The sequence below is a fragment of the Vibrio sp. R15-SG3-ISO1A genome, from assembly GCF_059833955.1.
The window spans coordinates 1-21,415 of record NZ_JCBDGH010000015.1 but is presented as its reverse complement, the minus strand read 5'-3'; the positions used below and the strand labels follow the sequence as shown (position 1 = coordinate 21,415).

Below are 21,415 nucleotides of genomic sequence, written 5' to 3'. Positions count from 1 at the left end.
TAGTCGAAGATCTTAGCAACAACACCAGCACCAACTGTACGGCCACCTTCGCGGATTGCGAAACGTAGACCTTCGTCCATCGCGATTGGTGCGATTAGCTCTACAGTCATCTTGATGTTATCGCCTGGCATTACCATTTCTACGCCTTCAGGTAGCTCGATGTTACCTGTTACGTCAGTTGTACGGAAGTAGAACTGTGGACGGTAGCCTTTGAAGAATGGAGTGTGACGACCACCTTCATCTTTAGATAGTACGTATACTTCTGACTCGAACTTAGTGTGTGGAGTGATTGAACCAGGCTTAGCTAGTACTTGACCACGCTCAACTTCGTCACGCTTAGTACCACGTAGAAGTGCACCAACGTTCTCACCCGCACGACCTTCGTCTAGAAGCTTACGGAACATCTCAACACCAGTACATGTTGTAGTAGTAGTGTCTTTGATACCTACGATAGCAACTTCGTCACCTACGTTTAGGATACCGCGCTCGATACGACCTGTTACTACTGTACCACGACCTTGGATTGAGAATACGTCTTCGATTGGCATTAGGAACGGCATGTCTACTGCACGCTCTGGCTCTGGGATGTAGTTGTCTAGCGCTTCTGCTAGTTCAACAATTTTCGCTTCCCACTGCTCTTCGCCGTTTAGTGCGCCTAGTGCAGAACCTTGGATAACTGGTAGGTCATCACCTGGGAAATCGTACTCAGATAGAAGTTCACGTACTTCCATTTCTACTAGTTCTAGTAGCTCTTCATCGTCAACCATGTCACATTTGTTCATGAATACGATGATGTAAGGAATACCAACCTGACGGCCTAGTAGGATGTGCTCACGAGTTTGTGGCATTGGGCCATCTGTCGCAGCAACAACTAGGATACCACCGTCCATCTGTGCAGCACCTGTGATCATGTTCTTAACATAATCCGCGTGTCCTGGACAGTCTACGTGTGCGTAGTGACGAGTTGGAGTGTCGTACTCTACGTGAGAAGTTGCGATTGTGATACCGCGCTCACGCTCTTCTGGAGCGTTATCGATAGATGCGAAGTCACGAGCAGCACCGCCGTAAACTTTTGCAAGAGTAGTACAGATAGCTGCAGTTAGAGTTGTTTTACCGTGGTCAACGTGGCCGATAGTACCAACGTTTACGTGCGGTTTTACACGTTCAAATTTTTCTTTAGGACACGTTCGTGTTCCTTCCTAGTTATAATTCGCACGATCAGAATTGATCGAGACGCGCCAGAAATTGCTATTTTATGCGCCAACGTCCGTCAGCGCAATATTTCGACGCCTTGATCTTTAAAAAAAGCACACACTTTTTCAATGATCAAGCCGCTTCATTAATAACCTCGCTCTGCAACAATTTTGTCTGCAAAGTTTTTCGGTACTTCAGCGTACTCATTAAACTCCATAGAGTAAGACGCACGGCCTTGAGTCGCAGAACGGAGGTCTGTAGCGTAACCAAACATCTCAGAGAGTGGCACTTGGGCACGGATAATTTTAATACCCGCAACACCATCGTCCATACCTTCGATCATACCGCGACGGCGGTTGAGGTCACCTACAACGTCACCCATCCAGTCTTCAGGAGTGGTGACTTCAACATTCATCATCGGCTCAAGAAGTACAGGTTGTGCTTCTAATGAACCCTTCTTGAATGCCATCGAGCCAGCGATCTTAAACGCCATCTCGTTAGAGTCAACATCGTGGTAAGAACCGTCGAACAAGGTCGCTTTAATATCTAGTACAGGGTAGCCTGCTAGAACACCACTGTTCATTTGCTCTTCGATACCTTTCGCTACCGAGCTGATGTATTCCTTAGGAACCACACCACCCACGATTTCGTCGACAAAGACAAAACCCGCACCCGGTTCAGAGGGCTCTAGTTTGATCCATACGTGACCATATTGACCACGACCACCAGATTGGCGAACAAACTTGCCTTCCACTTCCGCGCTGCCGCGGATCGTTTCACGGTAAGCCACCTGAGGTTTACCTACGTTGCAGTCGACGCTGAACTCACGCTTCATTCGGTCAACGATGATATCTAAGTGAAGCTCACCCATACCCGAGATCAAGGTTTGACCCGTTTCATCATCCGTTTCGACGCGGAATGAGGGATCTTCTGCAGCCAGTTTACCCAACGCAATCGCCATCTTTTCTTGATCGGCAACAGAGCGTGGCTCTACGGCAATCTGAATCACTGGAGCAGGGAATTCCATGCGCTCTAGGATCACCTTGTGGTTTGCATCACAAAGCGTATCACCCGTGGTGACATCTTTCAGGCCGATCGCAGCCGCAATGTCACCCGCGCGGATTTCTTTGATCTCTTCACGCTTGTTGGAATGCATCTGAACGATACGCCCAAAGCGCTCTTTCTTCTGCTTCACTGAGTTGTACACAGCATCGCCTGAGTTGACGACACCTGAGTAAACGCGCATGAAGGTAAGCGTGCCAACAAACGGGTCGGTGGCAATTTTAAATGCCAACGCTGAGAACGGTTCGTTATCGTCAGCATGGCGCTCAACGTCGTTTTCGTTCTCATCGATGCCTTTGATCGCAGGTACATCGATCGGTGATGGTAGGTATTCCACCACGGCATCCAGCACGGCTTGCACGCCTTTGTTCTTAAACGCACTACCACAAGTGGCCAATACGATTTCGTTATTCAGTGTACGAGTGCGAAGTGCTTGCTTGATTTCACTCTCGGTCAACTCACCTTCTTCAAGGTATTTGTCCATCAACTCTTCGCTGGCTTCCGCTGCTGATTCAACTAGGTTACTGCGCCACTCTTCAGCCAGATCAACCATATCTGCTGGAATCTCTTCATAATTGAAGGTCATACCTTGGTCAGCTTCGTTCCAGTTGATCATCTTCATCTTGATAAGATCAATCACGCCTCGGAACTCATCTTCCGCACCAACGTTAAGTTGGATAGGCACAGGATTGGCGCCCAAACGAGTCTTGATTTGCTTAACGACACGAAGGAAGTCAGCGCCTGCACGGTCCATCTTATTGACGAACACCATGCGAGGGACATGATACTTGTCTGCTTGACGCCAAACCGTTTCCGATTGCGGCTCAACACCAGATGAACCACAGAAAACGACAACGGCGCCGTCGAGTACGCGCAACGAGCGCTCTACTTCGATGGTAAAATCAACGTGTCCAGGAGTATCAATGATGTTAATGCGGTGATCTTGGAATTGCGCTTCCATACCACGCCAGAAAGTGGTCGTGGCAGCGGAGGTGATAGTGATACCACGCTCTTGCTCCTGCTCCATCCAGTCCATGGTAGCAGCGCCATCGTGAACCTCACCAATCTTATGAGAAAGACCAGTGTAGAATAGAATACGTTCACTTGTGGTGGTTTTACCTGCGTCTACGTGAGCGACGATACCAATATTACGGTAGCGCTCAATCGGTGTTTTACGAGCCACGATAGAATCCTCTTCAATTGGGATATAGGGACTATTGCTATGTCGAAACGACAGAACGAAGAATGCTCGAGTTGAGCGTGGGCGTCTTCAGTTAACGATGTCGCGCTTTAGATGAGCGATTTTCTGTGTTTCAGATATAGCAATAGTTCCTAGCTTGCGCATAGGAACTATTGAAGTGCTGCGAGAGATCTCGCAGCACGATAAAGGTATTACCAACGGTAATGTGCGAACGCTTTGTTTGCGTCAGCCATGCGGTGAACGTCTTCACGTTTCTTAACCGCAGTACCTTTGTTCTCAGACGCGTCTAGCATTTCAGCAGCTAGGCGTTGAGCCATAGATTTTTCACCACGCTTACGCGCAGCTTCAACCAACCAACGCATAGCAAGTGCGTTACGGCGAACCGGACGAACTTCTACAGGTACTTGGTAAGTTGAACCACCTACACGGCGAGATTTAACCTCTACCGCTGGGCGAACATTTTCAAGAGCTTCTTCAAATACAGCTAAGTGATCTTTACCAGATTTCTCAGCCATAGTGTCTAGTGCAGTGTAAACAATTTTCTCTGCAGTAGATTTCTTACCGTCAACCATTAGGATGTTAACGAATTTTGCCAGCAGTTCAGATTTGAACTTTGGATCTGGAAGGATCTTACGCTGACCGATGACGCGACGACGTGGCATGGATTTTCTCCGTTGTCTTCTTCAGGTTATCCAAAACTTTTCAGTTTCTTCAAAAATTAAATATAATTTAGTGTTTGGCCTTACTTAACGGATACCATTAAGATTTTGGACGCTTAACACCGTACTTAGAACGACCTTGTTTACGGTCGTTAACGCCAGCACAGTCTAGTGCGCCGCGAACTGTGTGGTAACGTACACCCGGAAGGTCTTTTACACGACCGCCGCGGATTAGAACAACTGAGTGCTCTTGAAGGTTGTGGCCTTCACCACCGATGTACGAAGTCACTTCGAAGCCGTTCGTTAGACGAACACGACATACTTTACGAAGTGCTGAGTTAGGTTTTTTAGGTGTAGTAGTGTAAACACGAGTACATACACCACGTTTTTGTGGACACGCTTCTAGTGCAGGCACGTTGCTTTTAACAACTTGCTTTGCACGAGGCTTACGTACCAACTGGTTAATAGTTGCCATTAACTAGCTCCTGATTTACTTGAAAGTAAGCTTTGTGAAAAATCTATCCCAAATCACGAATGGTAATTAGGGACGCAAAATTCTATGCAGCAGTGAGAGGTGTGTCAAGAAATATACGGATCTTTTTTGTCCACTTTCCCCGATAGGCCAGTGATGACTCAATCCCAAGTCAGCGATGTCTCGTGAGAGACCGTCAGGTCAACAAACTCACCGTGGTCAATCAGACGATAAGATGGGCTCAAACGTGACGTCATACCGCGCGCCGATGCATCACTGTGTAAGACGTGAACCTGATGCGCCTTAAGCGCTGTAAAAAGGGGGCTATGCATGGTCGCGCCGTAGATCGCCTCTTCAATCAGTATCAAGTCATCTTGTGTAGGATGGGCAATACGCAGCGCGTCTGCCAACGCGGATTGTGATTTAATAATATGAAGCATGTTACCTCTTAGAACGACAGCAGCGCCGACGCTTTTGCCAACTCGGCTTGTATTTCAGAAACCGAGAGAGGCCTAGCATCGATAACGAGATCGGCATGCGATAGACCCCGTTCAGATAACGATGCGGCGCAGACAAACACATCCTCGATGTCATAAAGCTCAAACAGCTTCATCATAGGTGCGTACTCTTTACAGAGTATGTCACTGGCTTGCTGCCCTTGCAGTAACTGATACACACCATCGCCACTGAAGATGACGGCAATCGATTCACAGTACGCCGATGCGGCCATCAATGCATCGATGCCTTCTCGACCTGAGGCGGTGGCATGAGGTGCACTGCGAAAGAAATACGTGAGCTGACTCAAAACTGCACCACCCTATCTTGACTCAACATCGCCTCAGCCAGACTACCTAGCCCCGCTTGAACAAAACCTTCACTGAGGTTGCTGTTTGGTAGTGCATGCAGTGTAGCTTCATCATCACTGACAATTCCGCGACGTAGCGCGGCGGCCACACAAGTTTCAAGACGCACGCCATGCTCGGCAGCCAATGCTTGCCATGCTTGGGTTAAGTCCCACTCATCATTGGCGGGCACCACGAGACGACTGGCATTGCTGACGCCATCTTGATAGAAAAATACGCTCACCAATTGATGGCCTTTTTCGATTAACGCAAGGGCAAACTGGTAGGCACTGCGTGCAGACTGCGTACCATACACACCGCCATTCACCACCAAGGTGTAACTCAATGCGCTCATCTTTCGTCTTCTTCCGTTTTTCGCTGACGGATATAGAGATACACGGTGTGCTTAGAGATATTCAAACGATCGGCGACACGGTTGATCGCGTCTTTGATGTCAAAAATGCCCTTATCATACAACTCCATCACAATTTGGCGATTTTTGGTGTTATTTGATACTGACTTGTCAGCATTGATCTCTTCAATGGTGCGTTCAACCGTCTGATCCACCAGCTCTTCAACATCGCTCGCAAAGTTAACCGATGAAGCGGCTTGTTTGGCTTCTTCGGTCGGCATAAACGATTGCAGCACTTGCGAGAAGGGCGCATCCAGGTTGACGTTGATACACAAAAGGCCAATCACCCGGTTCTCGCCATTGCGAATAGCAACGGTGATAGACTTCATGAGCACACCGCCTTTCGCGCGCGTAAAGTAAGAGCGAGAGAAGTTACGCTCTGATCCTTCGATATCACGCAGCATTTTCAACGCCAAATCGGTGATCGGCGATCCCACTTGGCGTCCGGTATTTTCGCCATTGGCAATCTTAATCGCAGAGGTGTTGAGATCTTCCAATGAGTGCAAAACGATCTCACAGAATGGGCCGATTAAGCTTGCGATGCCATCCACCACGGCCTCATACGAGCGCAGAATGATCTTGTCGTGCTCACTAAATGGCATCACGTTGACAGATTCCATTTCAAGCAACATATCGGTATTTAGTGTTTCTGTAGTGGTCACTTTCTAGCCTTAGAGCGAAAAATCAACAAATTGCTGTAAGTTTATCAGAAATTTTGAAAATCAGATCCCGTAAACCGAGCATCTAGTGACTTAGAACAAATAAATCGCGTCTATCCGTGCGCACGGGCGCATCTCTGAACGCTATCCTCGCCTGCACCATCCCATCGCCAACGGGTATCGAACACTGCTTTGGAAGGGTATAAAAAAAGCCCGGCAAATGGCCGGGCTCCAATAAGAGAATAACCGCAGAAGATTACTGCGCGGCTTGTTCACCGTTTTCAATCTTAAGTAACTCAACTTCAAACACGAGTGTTGAGTTAGCCGGGATCGATGGGGTGTCCTGCTCGCCATACGCCAACTGTGGCGGAATCACGAATTTGAATTTTGAGCCAACAGGCATGAGCTGTACGCCTTCGGTCCAACCTGGGATCACACGGTTAAGTGGGAAAGTGGCTGGCTCGCCGCGATCGTATGAGCTGTCAAATTGAGTGCCATCGATCAGCGTACCTTTGTAGTGCACCTGCACAGTATCGGTATCTTTTGGTTGCTCACCTTCCGCTGCCGTCATCACTTGGTACAACAAGCCAGATTCTGTCTTCACGACACCGTCTTGCTGTTCAAATTCAGCGCGGAATTCATCACCTGCCGCTTTCGCTGCTTGCGCTTTTTCAGCGGCTTGCTTTTGCATGGTTTCTGCTACACGTTGATCCAACGCTTCTAGCGCAGCACGCGTCTCTTCTTCGCTCAGTTCGGGGTTGCCCGCAAACACATGCTCAATCCCTTTTAGAACCAGGTCTTTGTTGAGGGAAATGCCAATTTCGTTTGGCTTATCAAGACTGGTGCTCAGGTAGTTAGCAAACGACACACCGATAGCATACGCCGCTTTGTCGTCTTCGGTTTTAAAGTGAACCGCTTTTCCTGTCTCTGCTTGAACTTGCTCAGCAGCTGGGGCAGTGTCGGTTTTTGGCTCTTCGTCTTTTTGACAGCCAGCCGCTAGCGCAACCGTTGCAGCAAGCAGTGACACTTTAAAAATAGATTTCATTAAACTCTCCAAATTGAAGCATTTTGTCTTTGTGCACAAATCTTTAAGAAAGAGTGGTGTGCAATTACATGTTGTACCAATATAACCAATATACGGCTTAATTAAACCAAACCAAGCGGATATTTGGACCTAATGCGGATAATTTTTAACAAGGTCATCATTGTTGTTGTCATTTCAGCGTTAATAAATGGCTGTTTTTACTCTTCGAGTGACGTTCAGCGCTGGGAGATAGAACCCAATGGCGCCACGAGCTTTGCATTAAGCCGTGATGCTCGCTTCGCCCTGCTCTATTCCAAAGAACATCAGCTTGTCCTGTGGGATTTAGTGGAGAGCCAACCTCTGGCCTCACTGGGTGAGCAAGACCCTCAAGCCAGTACCGTATCCACCATTCGCATCTCCGACAATGGTCGCTTTGCTGTGACCGCCACTCAAATCAACTTCGCCGTGTGGGATTTAGCGTGGACGCAAGCGCAAGGTCTGTGGTCAATATCCGACGGACTGATACGCGATATCGACATCGCCAGCAATGGCGAACAGGTATTACTTGGGCTCTCCAATGGTAAAGCGATCTACGTCAACTTAGTCACTGGACGCCGTCTTGAGTTCCTCGCGCACAACGAAAAAGTCAATTCTGTTGCGCTGTCGCCCAATGGGCGCTTTGCGCTGTCTGGCGGCAACGATTACACCGCTTATTTATGGAACACCAATACCGGGCAAATTCTAAAAACCTTTGAGCATGAGCAACGCATTAATCGTGTTGCTTTGCATCGAGATGCCAAGTTTGCGTTCACTTCAGATGGTGGCAATCAAGCGTTCATTTGGGATTTAAGCACCGGGGAACAACACGCTCAACTGCGAAGTTTCTCACGCCAGCTTATTTTCTCTAGCGCCCGCTTTTCTGATGATGGACAAAAGCTCGTAACAGGCACGCCGTCGAGTCGAATTATGGTGTGGGACGTCAATAGCGGAAAGCGCATCGACGGCTTTGAGGCCGTACCACTAAAAGATGCTCGCCCTCCTCGCGCAGTGGTGTATGATGCTGCCTTTGATAACCGAGGGCGTGTCATTTCTGCAACATCCGCAGGCATTGCCCAAGCTTGGCAGTTAGATGAGTAATACGATGAGCGAAACACTTATTGAACAACTAGAAAACCGCATCAATGACTTGGAGTGCCAACTTGCCTTCCAAGAACAAACGGTAGAGAGCCTCAACAGTGCACTTAGCCAGCAGCAATTACTGATCACCAAAATGCAGGATCAGATGAAATACGTTGTCGGTAAAGTGAAAAACATGGACAGCTCGAATCTGGCTGACCCTTCAGAAGAGACGCCGCCTCCCCATTACTGATCGGCATAGCCACATTGCATTGCAGGCTGTAAGCCTCTCGGTAAGGCTAACCAAACACATAAGCAATCACGGCGCCTGCCACCACGAGACAGCCGCCCATGCGTCTTAAGTGGTGGTCTGATTGCTCGCTGATCTGGGCAATCATGGCTCGCCACCCTTTGGGCGCGACTAATGGCCCTAGCCCTTCGACTATCAACACAATCCCCAGTGCCAGCCACAATGAGTTAGACATCCTCAGCTCCTTTTCCCGCGCCATGTGAGCATGCAAACGCTCTGACGGCGACAATGGTAAACCATCCTATGAGAGGCAAAAAATAAAGGCTCCGTCAAAACGGAGCCTTTATTCATCAATCGCGAATTACTTCGCGGCGGCACCCGTAGAGTTGTTCATGTATTTAAAGAACTCACTCTTAGGATCCAAGACCAGAATATCACTCTTATCGCTGAACGATTTCTCGTAAGCTTTAAGCGAACGTAGGAACCCATAGAACTCAGGGTCTTTATTGTACGCTGACGAGTAGATTTTCGCCGCTTGTGCATCCGCTTCACCTCGCGTCACACGCGCGGTTTTGTCTGCTTCCGCAAGGATAGTCGCCACTTCAAGTTCGGCTTGTGCACGAATTACTTCCGCTTTTTCGCGGCCTTGAGAGCGGTGCTTACGCGCCACTGACTCACGCTCTGCACGCATACGACGATAGATAGACTCACTGATCTCATCAGGTAGGTTGATTTTCTTCATTCTGAAGTCAACCACACGAACACCCAAGTCTTTCAGTGCGCTGCGACGCGTGTCATTCAACACTTCTTGCATGATTTGGTCACGCTGACCATCAATCTCGAGTGCCTCTTTGGCCGCTTCAGTCGTGACGACATCCGCATCCGCACTGTCAGGTAGAACGTCGTTGTTACGCGGACCTGACACGATCTGTTTGATCTCTCGAGCACCGATTTCAGAACGCAGTACGTCAGTGACTTTACGCTCAAGGAGCGCTTCCGCCGTCAGCGTATTACCACCACCGGTCGCCAAGTAGTACTGACCAAAATCTTCGATACGCCACTTAACGTAAGAATCGATGATGACGTCTTTTTTCTCAGAGGTCACGAAACGGTCTGAACGGCCGTCCATGGTCTGAATACGTGCATCGAGTGTTTTCACACGATCGAACATCGGCATTTTGAAGTGCAGACCCGGCTCGTAAATGCGAGACACATCGTTGTTGTCTTTCAGTACTCGACCAAATCGAATCACGATACCGCGCTCGCCTTCAGGAATGACAAATAAAGACATCAACATCAGAGCCAATGCAACGACTAATACAGGGATCATTAACTTACGCATTCTTAGTATCTCCCTTGACGTGAATCAGTTGAACGAGATGAGGTGTCTGAAGTGGTATCAGTACGCTGGGATTCAAGCTCAATTTGATCATAACTAGAAGATGACTTAGTACTGCGCTTTGTTGACACTTGATCTTGACCCGCCAACTTATCAATAGGCAAGTACAAGAGGTTGCCGCTCGATTCTGAATCAATCAGCACTTTCGATGAACGGGTGTATACCTCTTCCATCGCATCTAGGTACAGACGATTACGCGTGACTTCCGGCGCTGCTTGATACTCAGGCAACAGTTTTTCAAACTGAGCAACCTGACCTAGGGCCTCGTTAGTAATACGCTCGTTGTAACCTTGCGCTTCTTTCTTCAAACGCTCCGCTCGACCGGTCGCTTTTGGCAAGATTTCATTCTTGTACGCTTCCGCTTCTCGGATGAAACGCTCTTCATCTTCTCGAGCTGCGATCGCATCATCAAAGGCGTCTTTCACTTGCTCTGGTGGACGTGCAGATTGGAAGTTGACATCAACAATGACTAAGCCCATATCATAGCTGTCGACAATGTCGTTCAACGTTTCTTGCGTACTTTGACGGATTTGCTGACGACCACTGGTCAAAATGCTATCCATCAATGAGTCACCAATCACAGCGCGCAACGCAGAGTCGGTCGCTTGGCGTAAGCTGTCATCAGCGTTGGTCACTCGGAACAGGTACTTATAGGGTTCCGCAACACGGTATTGAACGTCCATCGCCACCGTGACGACGTTTTCGTCTTTGGTCAGCATCAAACCTGAAGAGCGCAACGAACGAATCGCTTGCACGTTCACTGGGGTCACTTCGTCAATAAAACGAGGACGCCAGTTCAAACCAGGATCGACCACGCGATCATATTTACCGAGGCGCAACACAACACCGCGCTCCGCTTCGCCGATAGTATAGAAACCTGCAAAGAACCAAATTGCGACCGCGATCGCAGCGATAATGCCAAAGCCGATTGCTCCGCCACCACCGATAGACGGTCCTTTACCGCCTCCTTTACCACCAAACTTTCCACCCAGTTTCTGACTCAGTTTGCTAAACACTTCGTCTAAGTCTGGCGGTCCTTGATCACGGCCACCTTTGTTACCGCGATTATTGTTACCCCACGGGTCATTATCGCGGCCATTGTTGCCGTTGTTATTACCAGGCTCATTCCACGCCATTAGAAAGCTCCATCATTTGATATGACGTTATACTGTAGCAGTCATTTAAGTAACTATAAAGTCACGTAAAACTGCCCCTTCTCTTTTTTCAAGTCTAGACCAATCCGCTTGTTGCATTCGAATCTCGATCAACAAGTCACCATCGGAATCATACTCTTCCTGTTGAATACATTTCATCTGGAAGAATGTACTACGAATTCGCCCTTGATGTTGTGGCGGGATTCGCAGTTGGTACTGAACCATTTGGCTAGAGAGACGCTCGGTAAGAGCCTCAAACAGCAATTCAATACCCACGCCTTCCATTGCCGATACCCATACAGCGCGAGGAATGCCTTCCTCATCTCTTTCTATACGAGGTTTCTGGTCTTCTAGATTGTCTATCTTGTTCATCACCAGCAAAGCTGGGACTTCATGGGCATCAATTTCTTCAAGTACCACATGAACTGCATGAATATTCTCACGAAAACGCTCGTCACTGGCATCGACAACATGTAACAAAATGTCAGCTTCTTGCGTCTCTTGCAGCGTCGCTTTAAAAGCGGCGACCAGATCGTGTGGTAAATGACGAATAAATCCAACCGTATCCGCTAAGATTGCTGGACCGACATCGGCCAAGTCTATCTTTCTCAGCGTTGGATCAAGCGTAGCAAACAGCTGATCAGCGGCGTAAACGCCCGCTTCAGTGATTCGGTTGAATAGGGTAGATTTCCCTGCGTTGGTGTATCCAACAAGGGAGACGGTTGGGATTTCCGCTCGACTTCTAGCTCGGCGACCTTGTTCGCGCTGCTTGGCCACTTTCTCTAGGCGGCGCAAGATGGCTTTAATCCGATCACGCAATAAACGTCGGTCAGTCTCTAACTGAGTTTCACCTGGACCACGTAACCCGATCCCACCTTTTTGTCTTTCAAGGTGAGTCCAACCTCGAATGAGTCGCGTTGAGATATGACGCAACTGCGCCAGTTCCACTTGCAACTTACCTTCGTGAGTACGAGCGCGCTGAGCAAAAATATCTAAGATCAAACCCGTGCGGTCCAATACTCGACATTGACACAGCTTTTCGAGGTTACGTTCTTGGGCAGGAGAGAGGGCGTGATTGAAAATCACGATATCTGCCCCATTCAACTGCACAGCTTGCGCAATTTCTTGGGCTTTACCCTCTCCGACATAGTATTTGGGGTGTGGTGACTGTCTGCTCCCGGTTACGACTTGTAACGCGTTGACTCCAGCTGAAGATACCAGCATCTCGAATTCGCTGAGATCTTCCCACTCCCCTTCTTGCGTAAAGTTGATATGAACAAGTACGGCTCGCTCACCGGCTTCATAACGGTCAAACAAGCAATCAACTCCTTAACAGTAATGTGTGTGCGTAGAGAAAATTAATCGTCAGATTTCTCTTGAGAACGCTCGCCACCTTGAGGACGGTCACCTTGAGGGCGCTCACCACTGTGGTGGCTTACTGCACGCGCAGGCACAACCGTTGAGATAGCGTGTTTGTAGACCATTTGGTTTACTGTGTTTTTCAACAAGATAACAAATTGGTCGAAAGATTCGATCTGACCTTGTAGTTTAATTCCGTTTACTAGGTAGATAGAGACTGGAATACGCTCGCGACGTAATGCATTTAAGAATGGGTCTTGAAGAGATTGCCCCTTAGCCATTTTTATTTTCCTTATTTTGTAATTTTGTTCTAGTTATTTAGCTAGTGGTGCGCGTAAAAATAGGTGCGACCTTTGCATCTGAGCTAAATGAATAAAAAACACCCTGTCCCTCACTGTTATGACGACTTTACGATCAAATTTCAAGTCACAGATCTTTTACAGGGCACATTCACGCAAAAGCGATCACATTATACACAGCTAAAACCTTCCGATGCTATTGCATTTGAAACAGTTTCCAACGCTTGGTCAATGTTCTCACTATCCAACCAAGTTAAATCATCCCAGCTGCGTAACCAGGTGATCTGCCGCTTGGCCAATTGACGGGTTGCACAGACGCCTTTAAATATAGCCTCATCCAACGTACATTGCCCATCCAAGTAGTCCCACATCTGACGATAGCCGACACAACGAATCGATGGCAGATCAGGGTGAAGATCTTCGCGCGCATACAGCGAGCGCATTTCTTCTAAAAACCCAGCGTCGATCATTTTGTCAAAACGTAGCTCAATTCGTCGATGGAGCTCAGCCCTTTCCTTGGGTGCGATTGCGAACTGCTTCACACGAAATGGGAGTGCTTCTCCTTTCGTTTGAGTCAGCTCAGTAAGAGTTTTACCTGAAATTCGAAAAACTTCCAATGCCCGCGACAATCTTTGTGGATCATTTGGGTGGATTCTCTCGGCTGAAACGGGATCGATGGCCTTAAGTTGATCGTGCAGCGCCTCCCACCCTTGAGTTTGCGCTTCCTGCTCAATGGTGCGCCGAACATCCGGATCCGCTGCTGGCAAAGGCGACAAACCTTCCAATAGTGCTTTGTAATACAGCATGGTACCGCCCACCAGCAGAGGGATCTTGCCATCGGCGACAATCTTGTGCATCTCGTTAAGCGCATCTCGCCGAAAATCAGCGGCCGAATAGGATTCACTTGGATCCAAAATATCGATCAAACGATGGGGAGCAAGGCTTTGCTCGCGCGCGTCGGGCTTGGCGGTGCCTATGTCCATGCCTCGATAGATCAGTGCGGAGTCGACCGAAATGATCTCAACGGGAAATCGCTGGCGTAATCGAATCGCGAGCTCTGTTTTCCCTGAAGCGGTTGGGCCCATCAAAAACAGAGCAAGGGGTAATTGGTCATTCATAATGTCATTGCTGCAATGGTGGCAGAGTAGTCTACGGGGCGAACAAATTGTCGATCATCGAGTGGCAACTGACCGTGCCATAACTGCTCGAGTTCTGCGATGATGTGTATCGCTTCCGATAAAGTGTAGTCGCTTTTTGTTTGAGTAATCTTATTGGTTAACCATCTCACCAGCGCCGGCTCATCTAACACCTGCGCAGAATAAGTGGCCGCGTAAGATAACAGATCTGGCAGCAATTGTTGCAGATTTTGCTGACGAAGCGGTTGCGGCACTCCCATCACCAAGAGCCCTTGCTGACCTCTTGGCTTAAGTTGGATACCCAAACGCAGCAAAAGTTCGTGATATCGCTCAGCCCTTTCCAACAATGGGCTTTCGAGCTTAAGCGAGAGGGGGACCAACAACGGCTGACTGGTCAGTGGACCTAGCTTGGTATTCAACTGACCATTGATTCGCCACCACTCAGCTCTCGCCAAAGAGACCAACTGAGAGTGCGACTTATCTGCCATTAACACGTACTGCCCTGCAACAATGCTGATGGCTTTCCCTAAAGCGACGATCGATGTGGCTTGTACGATCGGGGCTGACTCCTCGTGGGTCAACGCTTCATCGCTCAGTGACTCCTCACTGAATGGCGTTGAGCGCGCGTGAGAGTTCTGGGTTTCTTTGGTCGCCTTTTCTGCTGTCGCAGATTCATCCTCTGTTGCAGAGAGTAAGGTTTGATAAACCCTGAGCTCCGCCTGAGAAGGCGCGGACTCCATCTTCGCGCCGCGCGCCTGACCACTGCGAGCGGGTTCGCTGCGACTTTGTACCCAGGAGTGAGACACCTCTCGCTCATTAACGCGGCTCTCATTGCGAGCGGTAGGCTCGGCTTTCACATAGTCAGCGCGCCCTGGATAGGCAGGGACGTGCTCGGCAGCGTCAATAGGTGGAGTTTGATCATCATGAAACGCCGACTGGCTCTGTTCAGGCTTATCAATGTGCGCTCCCTGAGCAAGGGCATCCGTGAGGGCTTGATAGATAAAGTCATGCACCAAGCGCGCTTGATGAAAGCGCACTTCATGCTTAGCAGGATGAACATTGACGTCGACATGATGCGGATCGAGCTCGATAAAGAGCACATACGCCGCAAATTGTTCAGGCTTCAAGCTGGTTTCGTAGCTTTGACGAATCGCATGATTGATGAGTTTATCGCGCATCATGCGCCCATTGACGTAGCAATATTGCAGATCGCTTTGTGCACGCGCGCCTTGTGGCGTCGTGACCCAGCCATGCAGTTTGAGTCCTTGGTGCTTCAGCTCAATTTTCAGCATGTGGCGGACAAAACCGCTACCACAGACCGCCGCAATGCGCTTTTCCGCTTGCGACTCTGTTTTCGCGGCGCGGTATTGTTTAACCAACTTGCCGTTGTGGCGCAAGTTGATCGACACATCAAAACGGCTCAGCGCGATGCGTTTGAGCAGCTCATCGATATGGGTAAACTCGGTTTTCTCGGTACGAAGAAACTTGCGACGCGCGGGGGTATTGAAAAACAGATCTAAGACTTCGACTGTCGTACCAATCGGGTGCGCAGCCGGTTGAATCTTAACGGCCATATCACGCCCTTCGCTGTACGCTGACCACGCAGCATCTTGCGTCGCTGTACGCGATGTCAATGTCAGACGAGCAACAGAGCTAATACTCGCTAACGCTTCACCGCGAAAGCCCAAGCTCATGATGGCTTCCAAATCGTCCAAGGTGTGAATTTTCGAGGTCGCATGGCGACTGAGCGCGAGACCCAACTCGTCTTTTTCAATCCCGCTACCATTGTCACGAACACGGATCAGTTTAGCGCCGCCCTTTTCGATATCAATATCAATGCGGCTAGCGCCCGAGTCGAGGCTATTTTCCACCAACTCTTTCACCACGGACGCAGGGCGTTCCACCACCTCTCCGGCAGCAATTTGGTTGGCTAAACGCGCGGGAAGGATTTTAATCGTCATTCAGGCTACCCACGTTTATTTATTTGGGATGATCAGTACCTGACCAATCGCAAGCTGATCGGAGCGCAAGTTATTGGCGCTGCGAATACTGCTCACACTGACGTCATACTGGCTGGCGATTTTACCCAAAAACTCGCCGCGCTTGACGGTGTGTTTACGCAGTGGCTTGTCTTTCATCGTCACGGTAATTTTGAGTTTTTGGCCCAGCTTAAGCACGTCCGATGTCAAGTTGTTTTCGCGGCGGATATCCGCTACCGAGACTTTGTAATGCTCTGCAATTTTACCCAGATATTCGCCCCGCTGAACTTCATGTATCAGGGTTTCCGTCTCGACCGGGTTACTGATCTTCGGCACTGCCACCGCCGATGTCGCGCCAGGGATGGTTAAACTCTGCCCCACCGCCAAGCTGGTGCTTTTTAGCTTGTTGGCCTGCATGATAGCTTGAGTGGTGGTGCCATAACGTTTCGCGATCACCGACAAGGACTCACCGCGCGAGACCTTATGCTTAATCGCTTTCCCACGATTGGCAAATAACGTTCCTTCTGGTGGGTTCGATTCAAAATATTGGACGATCGCTTTCGCCAGTGCTCGGGCCAGTTTGTCTTGGTGACTGCGTTGGAACAGCAATTTTTCTTCGGTCGGGTTTGAGATAAAGCCCGTCTCGACCAATACAGAAGGAATGTCGGGGGATTTCAATACTGCCAAGCTCGCATTGACCGGATCTTTCTTGTGCAAGTGCACGCCCGCCTTGGTCATTTCAGACAGAATATTGGTCGCGACCTTATAGCCCTCTTTCTGGGAGTGGCTAAACTGAAGATCAAGCAAGGTTTGGCTGACATTGCGATCGCTGTTGTTCTTTGCCAACACTTCGCCAGCTCCCCCTAGCAACTGCGACTGCTCTTCGTGGTTTTCGACCCACCGAGCAATTTCAGAGTTCGCGCGCTTGGTGTTGAGCACAAACACCGAGCCCCCCCTAGGCTTAGGCGAGTTAAACGCATCGGCGTGCACAGAGACCAACAAATGCGCTTGATTTTCGCGAGCGATCTCCGATCGCTTATTAAGGTTTACGTAATAGTCGCCGCGACGGGTGAGCACGGCTTTCATACCAGGTACCGCGTTGATTTGCGCCGCTATTTTTTGCGAGATCGCTAACGTTGCGTGCTTTTCATATTTGCGCGTTGGCCCGATAGAGCCCGGATCCTCACCACCATGACCCGCGTCTATCGCCACGACGATATCGGCGTTGCCCAGTAGTTGGGAGGCATCTCGACTTACTTTAGGCGCAGAGGTACTCGGCGCGGACGAGGTCGCTCGCTCAGCGTGAGGCAGATCAATCACTAAGCGGTGACCGTATTGTCCCCCAGGCGTTGGGGCCAGTTTGAACAGTTGTGGCGCCGACTTGCGCTTCAACTCAAACACCAAGCGATAGGTTGATTTTTCCGGCGGTGAACTGTTGCGGATTTTGCTTAGCACCGGGCTATCTGAAACGTTAATCGGCAGTTTCGTTTTCAGCGTTGTCTGCTTAAGGTCGACCACCAAACGTTCCGGCGTGGTCAAAGTGAAGTAGCTGTATTCCACCTCAGACTGAAGATCAATGACAACCCGAGTCTCATCCGGTGAAGGCCAAACACGTATGCCTTCCAATGCGTTCGCGAATGTGACGTTAGGGAGCAGCGCAAGAATAGAGAGAAAAGGGATCAATACCGCTTTGAAAAATCGACGCTTCAACATAACTCCAACTGTTCTAATAAATGACGTCCGTAATCACTGTTCGCACTGAGTGACACAATGCGCTCTTCACCGTGATAGCGTAGTTCAATATCCAAATCCGCTTGAGGTAACAACCCTTCGCCTTTTTCCGGCCATTCCACCAAACAAATCGCATCAGGGGTGAAATAGTCACGAATTCCCATGAATTCTAGCTCTTCTGGATCAGCCAAGCGGTAAAGATCAAAGTGATACACCTGCCACTCTTGTAAGTGATAAGGCTCAACTAAGGTGTAAGTTGGGCTCTTCACATTCCCTTGATGACCGAGCGCACGAACAAACCCTCGGCTCAGCGTCGTTTTCCCTGCTCCCAGATCACCGTGCAAATAAAGAGTAGTTTGCTGTGAGCAAAGCTGCGCTAATCGTGTCCCTAGTTGGATGGTGGCAGTTTCATCTTTTAGGGAAAATTGTTTGGTCATCATGGACAAAGGTCTCTAACTCAGGACTATATAAAAATCAAAAGAACAGGAATAGTAAACTGGGTTGGAATTGGGAGACAAGATCTGTTGTGTGAGTATTCGTCAAAAAAGCGCGAATTCTCGCGTTTGGCCGCCTGAAGGTTGCTAGATCCGATCGTTAAGATCCGTTAAGATCCCCGCCCCATTGAACCAAGAGATCCCAGCATGGACTACCAACAGCTTGCAGACAAGATCAAAGTTTGGGCTAAAGAGCTCGGATTTCAAAAAGTCGGTATCTGTGATGTCGATTTGGCTCGCCATGAGAGCGCTCTGCAAGCCTGGCTGGATGCAGGCTATCATGGTGACATGGATTGGATGGCAAGACACGGCATGATGCGCGCGAGACCGGATGAGCTATTACCAGGGACAGTAAGAGTGATCAGTGCGCGAATGGATTACTTGCCCCCAGAAGCGGAATTTGCCTCTAACCTCGCCAATCCAGAGCACGCCTATGTGAGTCGCTATGCGCTAGGACGCGATTACCACAAATTGGTGCGTAACCAGTTAAAAAAACTCGGTCAACGTATTGAGCAAGAGGTTGGCGCCTTCGGCTATCGACCTTTTGTCGATTCTGCGCCGATTTTAGAACGGCCTCTCGCTGAAAAAGCCGGACTCGGTTGGACGGGTAAACATTCGCTTATTATTGATGAGTCCTGCGGTTCTTGGTTTTTCTTAGGTGAGCTTCTCATTGACTTGCCGCTGCCTGTTGACACGCCTCACCAAGGTGATTGCGGCAAGTGTACCGCTTGCATGACCTCTTGCCCAACGCAGGCGATCGTTGATGACGGTGTGGTCGACGCAAGACGTTGTATCTCCTACTTGACCATAGAGTTCGACGGTATCATACCGGAAGAATTTCGCCGCCCGATGGGCAACCGAATATACGGCTGCGATGACTGCCAACTTGTATGCCCTTGGAGTCGCTACTCGCCACTCACCAAAGAGTCTGACTTCCATCGAAGAGCTGCACTGAAAGACCCAGAGTTGTTGTCGCTGTTTCTGTGGGATGAGGAGACTTTTCTCACCAATATGCAAGGCTCAGCCATTCGTCGCATTGGGCACAAACAATGGCTCCGCAATATTGCCATCGCCCTAGGTAATGCCCCTTATCGCCAAGCGATTGTGGATGCACTCACACAACGTCTTGGACTTTGCAGTACATTAGATGTGCACATTGAGTGGGCGCTGGAACAACAACGCTCACAAAGCCACTACATCTCCAACAAGCAGCAAAGACTGATTCGAATAATAGAAAAAGGAATGCCTAGAGATGCATAATGCTTGCCGAATTCATTCACGCAGAGTTTGAGATTGTTCTAAAAACGACAATGTGGAAAAAAATGAGATGTGCGGCAAATTTACTGAAAGTTGAAAAAGTTAATCACACTGGCCACCAATGATTAAGATCAAAAAACAAGCACTTAATGATCAAAAAACTATTTTTCCCCGCCTATTGAAACTCACTACAAATCAATGAAAATCAATAACTTAATTAAAATCCAAACACCCATGACCTGATAAAAAATCAAGAAAGATCCTCCTACATAGCGCTTATACAAAGACTAAATTCAGGTTACCCACGAACTTATCCACAGAATAAAAAATGTGGATAACTCTGTTAGTTAGATCTGGGGCGTTCAGTTGAAAACACGCGCAAGGCCCATTGCCATTGCTGTGTAATCTTGGAGACAAACAAAAAAACGTCACAATTGACGCTTAGAGGTTCTAATTTGGGGGATGATGCTTCTCAGCATTAGAAAGAGCAGATATAGCGAATCACAACACGCTTAATTGAGTTGCGGGGACCGGATTTTAACCTATGACCTTCGCCGGGTTTTATGAAAGGCTGAGCCCGACTAGCTAGCGAATCATAACGCCTTAAAATTGGTTGCGGGGGCCGGATTTAAACCGATGACCTTCGCTAGGTTTTATGAATGGCTGAGCCCGACGAGCTAGCGAATCATAACGCCTTTAAAATTGGTTGCGGGGGCCGGATTTGAACCGATGACCTTCGCTAGGTTTTATGAATAGCTGAGCCCGACGAGCTAGCGAATCACACCACCTTTAAAATTGGTTGCGGGGGCCGGATTTGAACCGACGACCTTCGGGTTATGAGCCCGACGAGCTACCAAGCTGCTCCACCCCGCGTCCGTATTATATCACCGTTGAGCACGATGAAGGCTATCAAATTGGAGCGACACACGAGGTTCGAACTCGTGACCTCAACCTTGGCAAGGTTGCGCTCTACCAACTGAGCTAGTGTCGCATTGTGTCATCGTTGAGCACGATGCAGGCTATCCTGTCCACTTAAAAGAAAGTGGAGCGACACACGAGGTTCGAACTCGTGACCTCAACCTTGGCAAGGTTGCGCTCTACCAACTGAGCTAGTGTCGCATATCAACAGCATTTGCTATTGATTGAATTTGGTTGCGGGGGCCGGATTTGAACCGACGACCTTCGGGTTATGAGCCCGACGAGCTACCAAGCTGCTCCACCCCGCGTCCGTATTGTGTCACCGTTAAGCACGATGAAGGCTATCAAACTGGAGCGACACACGAGGTTCGAACTCGTGACCTCAACCTTGGCAAGGTTGCGCTCTACCAACTGAGCTAGTGTCGCATATCAACAGCATTTGCTATTAATGAGATTTGGTTGCGGGGGCCGGATTTGAACCGACGACCTTCGGGTTATGAGCCCGACGAGCTACCAAGCTGCTCCACCCCGCGTCCGTATTGTGTCACCGTTAAGCACGATGAAGGCTATCAAACTGGAGCGACACACGAGGTTCGAACTCGTGACCTCAACCTTGGCAAGGTTGCGCTCTACCAACTGAGCTAGTGTCGCATTTTGTCACCGTTAAGCACGATGAAAGCTATCAAACTGGAGCGACACACGAGGTTCGAACTCGTGACCTCAACCTTGGCAAGGTTGCGCTCTACCAACTGAGCTAGTGTCGCTTTTCAACAACGTTTCCGCTGTTCAGGGCTGCGA

The 21,415-nt window shown here is 49.1% G+C and carries 21 protein-coding genes and 8 tRNA genes; 3 read left to right on the top strand and 26 right to left on the bottom strand.

The features are described from left to right. The 9 genes from tuf to fkpA form a co-directional block, all read right to left on the bottom strand. On the bottom strand, nucleotides 1-1,133 hold a 1,133-nt coding region (gene tuf, locus AC6R0L_RS01705), incomplete at its 3' end, for an elongation factor Tu (protein WP_500628036.1). 206 nt (nucleotides 1,134-1,339) lie between these two features. Beyond that, on the bottom strand, nucleotides 1,340-3,439 hold the full coding sequence (gene fusA / locus AC6R0L_RS01700) for an elongation factor G (RefSeq protein WP_487903602.1): 2,100 nt from the start codon (nucleotides 3,437-3,439) through the stop codon (nucleotides 1,340-1,342). 209 nt (nucleotides 3,440-3,648) lie between these two features. After that, entirely contained in the window at nucleotides 3,649-4,119 is a 471-nt protein-coding gene (rpsG, locus tag AC6R0L_RS01695) for a 30S ribosomal protein S7 (protein ID WP_045957025.1), read from the bottom strand. 97 nt (nucleotides 4,120-4,216) lie between these two features. Then, complete coding sequence (gene rpsL / locus AC6R0L_RS01690; protein WP_004399892.1) at nucleotides 4,217-4,591, bottom strand: 30S ribosomal protein S12; 375 nt, start codon at nucleotides 4,589-4,591, stop codon at nucleotides 4,217-4,219. Between the two features lie 158 nt (nucleotides 4,592-4,749). Continuing rightward, complete coding sequence (gene tusB, locus AC6R0L_RS01685; RefSeq protein WP_487903603.1) at nucleotides 4,750-5,028, bottom strand: sulfurtransferase complex subunit TusB; 279 nt, start codon at nucleotides 5,026-5,028, stop codon at nucleotides 4,750-4,752. Nucleotides 5,029-5,036: 8 nt separating this feature from the next. Next, on the bottom strand, nucleotides 5,037-5,393 hold the full coding sequence (tusC, locus tag AC6R0L_RS01680) for a sulfurtransferase complex subunit TusC (RefSeq protein ID WP_487903604.1): 357 nt from the start codon (nucleotides 5,391-5,393) through the stop codon (nucleotides 5,037-5,039). Next, nucleotides 5,390-5,785 (bottom strand): sulfurtransferase complex subunit TusD, encoded by a 396-nt coding sequence (gene tusD / locus AC6R0L_RS01675; protein WP_500628035.1) that lies wholly within the window; start codon nucleotides 5,783-5,785, stop codon nucleotides 5,390-5,392. Before tusD ends, tusC begins: the two co-directional genes overlap by 4 nt. Then, complete coding sequence (locus AC6R0L_RS01670) at nucleotides 5,782-6,504, bottom strand: helix-turn-helix transcriptional regulator (protein ID WP_500628034.1); 723 nt, start codon at nucleotides 6,502-6,504, stop codon at nucleotides 5,782-5,784. The genes tusD and AC6R0L_RS01670 overlap by 4 nt, the downstream gene beginning before the upstream one ends. Nucleotides 6,505-6,757: 253 nt before the next feature. Continuing rightward, a complete protein-coding gene (gene fkpA, locus AC6R0L_RS01665) occupies nucleotides 6,758-7,546 on the bottom strand; it encodes an FKBP-type peptidyl-prolyl cis-trans isomerase (protein ID WP_500628033.1) in 789 nt (262 codons plus the stop codon). A gap of 132 nt (nucleotides 7,547-7,678) precedes the next feature. Here fkpA and AC6R0L_RS01660 point away from each other — a divergent pair, with 132 nt between their 5' ends. Continuing rightward, nucleotides 7,679-8,662 (top strand): WD40 repeat domain-containing protein, encoded by a 984-nt coding sequence (locus tag AC6R0L_RS01660; RefSeq protein ID WP_500628032.1) that lies wholly within the window; start codon nucleotides 7,679-7,681, stop codon nucleotides 8,660-8,662. Nucleotides 8,663-8,666: 4 nt separating this feature from the next. Further along, complete coding sequence (locus tag AC6R0L_RS01655; RefSeq protein WP_334555719.1) at nucleotides 8,667-8,894, top strand: SlyX family protein; 228 nt, start codon at nucleotides 8,667-8,669, stop codon at nucleotides 8,892-8,894. 46 nt (nucleotides 8,895-8,940) lie between these two features. On the opposite strand, the gene AC6R0L_RS01650 is transcribed toward AC6R0L_RS01655, so the two are convergent. The 9 genes from AC6R0L_RS01650 to tsaE form a co-directional block, all read right to left on the bottom strand. Beyond that, complete coding sequence (locus AC6R0L_RS01650; protein ID WP_334555718.1) at nucleotides 8,941-9,126, bottom strand: DUF2065 domain-containing protein; 186 nt, start codon at nucleotides 9,124-9,126, stop codon at nucleotides 8,941-8,943. A gap of 126 nt (nucleotides 9,127-9,252) precedes the next feature. Beyond that, entirely contained in the window at nucleotides 9,253-10,233 is a 981-nt protein-coding gene (gene hflC / locus AC6R0L_RS01645; RefSeq protein ID WP_487903609.1) for a protease modulator HflC, read from the bottom strand. 2 nt (nucleotides 10,234-10,235) lie between these two features. Continuing rightward, nucleotides 10,236-11,426: an FtsH protease activity modulator HflK gene (gene hflK, locus AC6R0L_RS01640; protein WP_487903610.1), complete on the bottom strand. Its 1,191-nt coding sequence runs from the start codon at nucleotides 11,424-11,426 to the stop codon at nucleotides 10,236-10,238. Between the two features lie 45 nt (nucleotides 11,427-11,471). Beyond that, entirely contained in the window at nucleotides 11,472-12,761 is a 1,290-nt protein-coding gene (hflX, locus tag AC6R0L_RS01635; protein WP_500628031.1) for a ribosome rescue GTPase HflX, read from the bottom strand. A 41-nt stretch (nucleotides 12,762-12,802) separates the two neighbouring features. Further along, a complete protein-coding gene (gene hfq, locus AC6R0L_RS01630) occupies nucleotides 12,803-13,084 on the bottom strand; it encodes an RNA chaperone Hfq (RefSeq protein WP_334555714.1) in 282 nt (93 codons plus the stop codon). A gap of 188 nt (nucleotides 13,085-13,272) precedes the next feature. Then, nucleotides 13,273-14,220: a tRNA (adenosine(37)-N6)-dimethylallyltransferase MiaA gene (gene miaA, locus AC6R0L_RS01625; RefSeq protein ID WP_500625627.1), complete on the bottom strand. Its 948-nt coding sequence runs from the start codon at nucleotides 14,218-14,220 to the stop codon at nucleotides 13,273-13,275. Beyond that, on the bottom strand, nucleotides 14,217-16,199 hold the full coding sequence (mutL, locus tag AC6R0L_RS01620) for a DNA mismatch repair endonuclease MutL (RefSeq protein ID WP_500628030.1): 1,983 nt from the start codon (nucleotides 16,197-16,199) through the stop codon (nucleotides 14,217-14,219). Before mutL ends, miaA begins: the two co-directional genes overlap by 4 nt. Nucleotides 16,200-16,214: 15 nt before the next feature. Continuing rightward, a complete protein-coding gene (locus AC6R0L_RS01615; RefSeq protein ID WP_334555711.1) occupies nucleotides 16,215-17,930 on the bottom strand; it encodes a LysM peptidoglycan-binding domain-containing protein in 1,716 nt (571 codons plus the stop codon). Continuing rightward, the gene (tsaE, locus tag AC6R0L_RS01610; RefSeq protein WP_500628029.1) at nucleotides 17,924-18,388 is read right to left on the bottom strand and encodes a tRNA (adenosine(37)-N6)-threonylcarbamoyltransferase complex ATPase subunit type 1 TsaE; all 465 of its coding nucleotides are present in this window, start codon (nucleotides 18,386-18,388) and stop codon (nucleotides 17,924-17,926) included. Before tsaE ends, AC6R0L_RS01615 begins: the two co-directional genes overlap by 7 nt. A 201-nt stretch (nucleotides 18,389-18,589) precedes the next feature. Here tsaE and queG point away from each other — a divergent pair, with 201 nt between their 5' ends. Continuing rightward, on the top strand, nucleotides 18,590-19,702 hold the full coding sequence (gene queG / locus AC6R0L_RS01605; protein WP_500628028.1) for a tRNA epoxyqueuosine(34) reductase QueG: 1,113 nt from the start codon (nucleotides 18,590-18,592) through the stop codon (nucleotides 19,700-19,702). 793 nt (nucleotides 19,703-20,495) lie between these two features. On the opposite strand, the gene AC6R0L_RS01600 is transcribed toward queG, so the two are convergent. The 8 genes from AC6R0L_RS01600 to AC6R0L_RS01565 all read right to left on the bottom strand — a co-directional run bounded on the left by AC6R0L_RS01600 (nucleotide 20,496) and on the right by AC6R0L_RS01565 (nucleotide 21,381). Continuing rightward, a tRNA-Met gene (locus tag AC6R0L_RS01600) sits at nucleotides 20,496-20,572 on the bottom strand. Between the two features lie 42 nt (nucleotides 20,573-20,614). Beyond that, nucleotides 20,615-20,690, bottom strand: a tRNA-Gly gene (locus AC6R0L_RS01595). A gap of 52 nt (nucleotides 20,691-20,742) precedes the next feature. After that, nucleotides 20,743-20,818, bottom strand: a tRNA-Gly gene (locus AC6R0L_RS01590). Between the two features lie 30 nt (nucleotides 20,819-20,848). After that, nucleotides 20,849-20,925, bottom strand: a tRNA-Met gene (locus tag AC6R0L_RS01585). A 42-nt stretch (nucleotides 20,926-20,967) separates the two neighbouring features. Next, nucleotides 20,968-21,043, bottom strand: a tRNA-Gly gene (locus AC6R0L_RS01580). A 30-nt stretch (nucleotides 21,044-21,073) separates the two neighbouring features. Continuing rightward, nucleotides 21,074-21,150: transfer RNA gene (locus tag AC6R0L_RS01575), tRNA-Met, on the bottom strand. A gap of 42 nt (nucleotides 21,151-21,192) precedes the next feature. Continuing rightward, nucleotides 21,193-21,268, bottom strand: a tRNA-Gly gene (locus AC6R0L_RS01570). A 37-nt stretch (nucleotides 21,269-21,305) separates the two neighbouring features. Beyond that, nucleotides 21,306-21,381 (bottom strand) — tRNA-Gly (locus AC6R0L_RS01565). Between the last annotated feature and the right edge of the window lie 34 nt (nucleotides 21,382-21,415).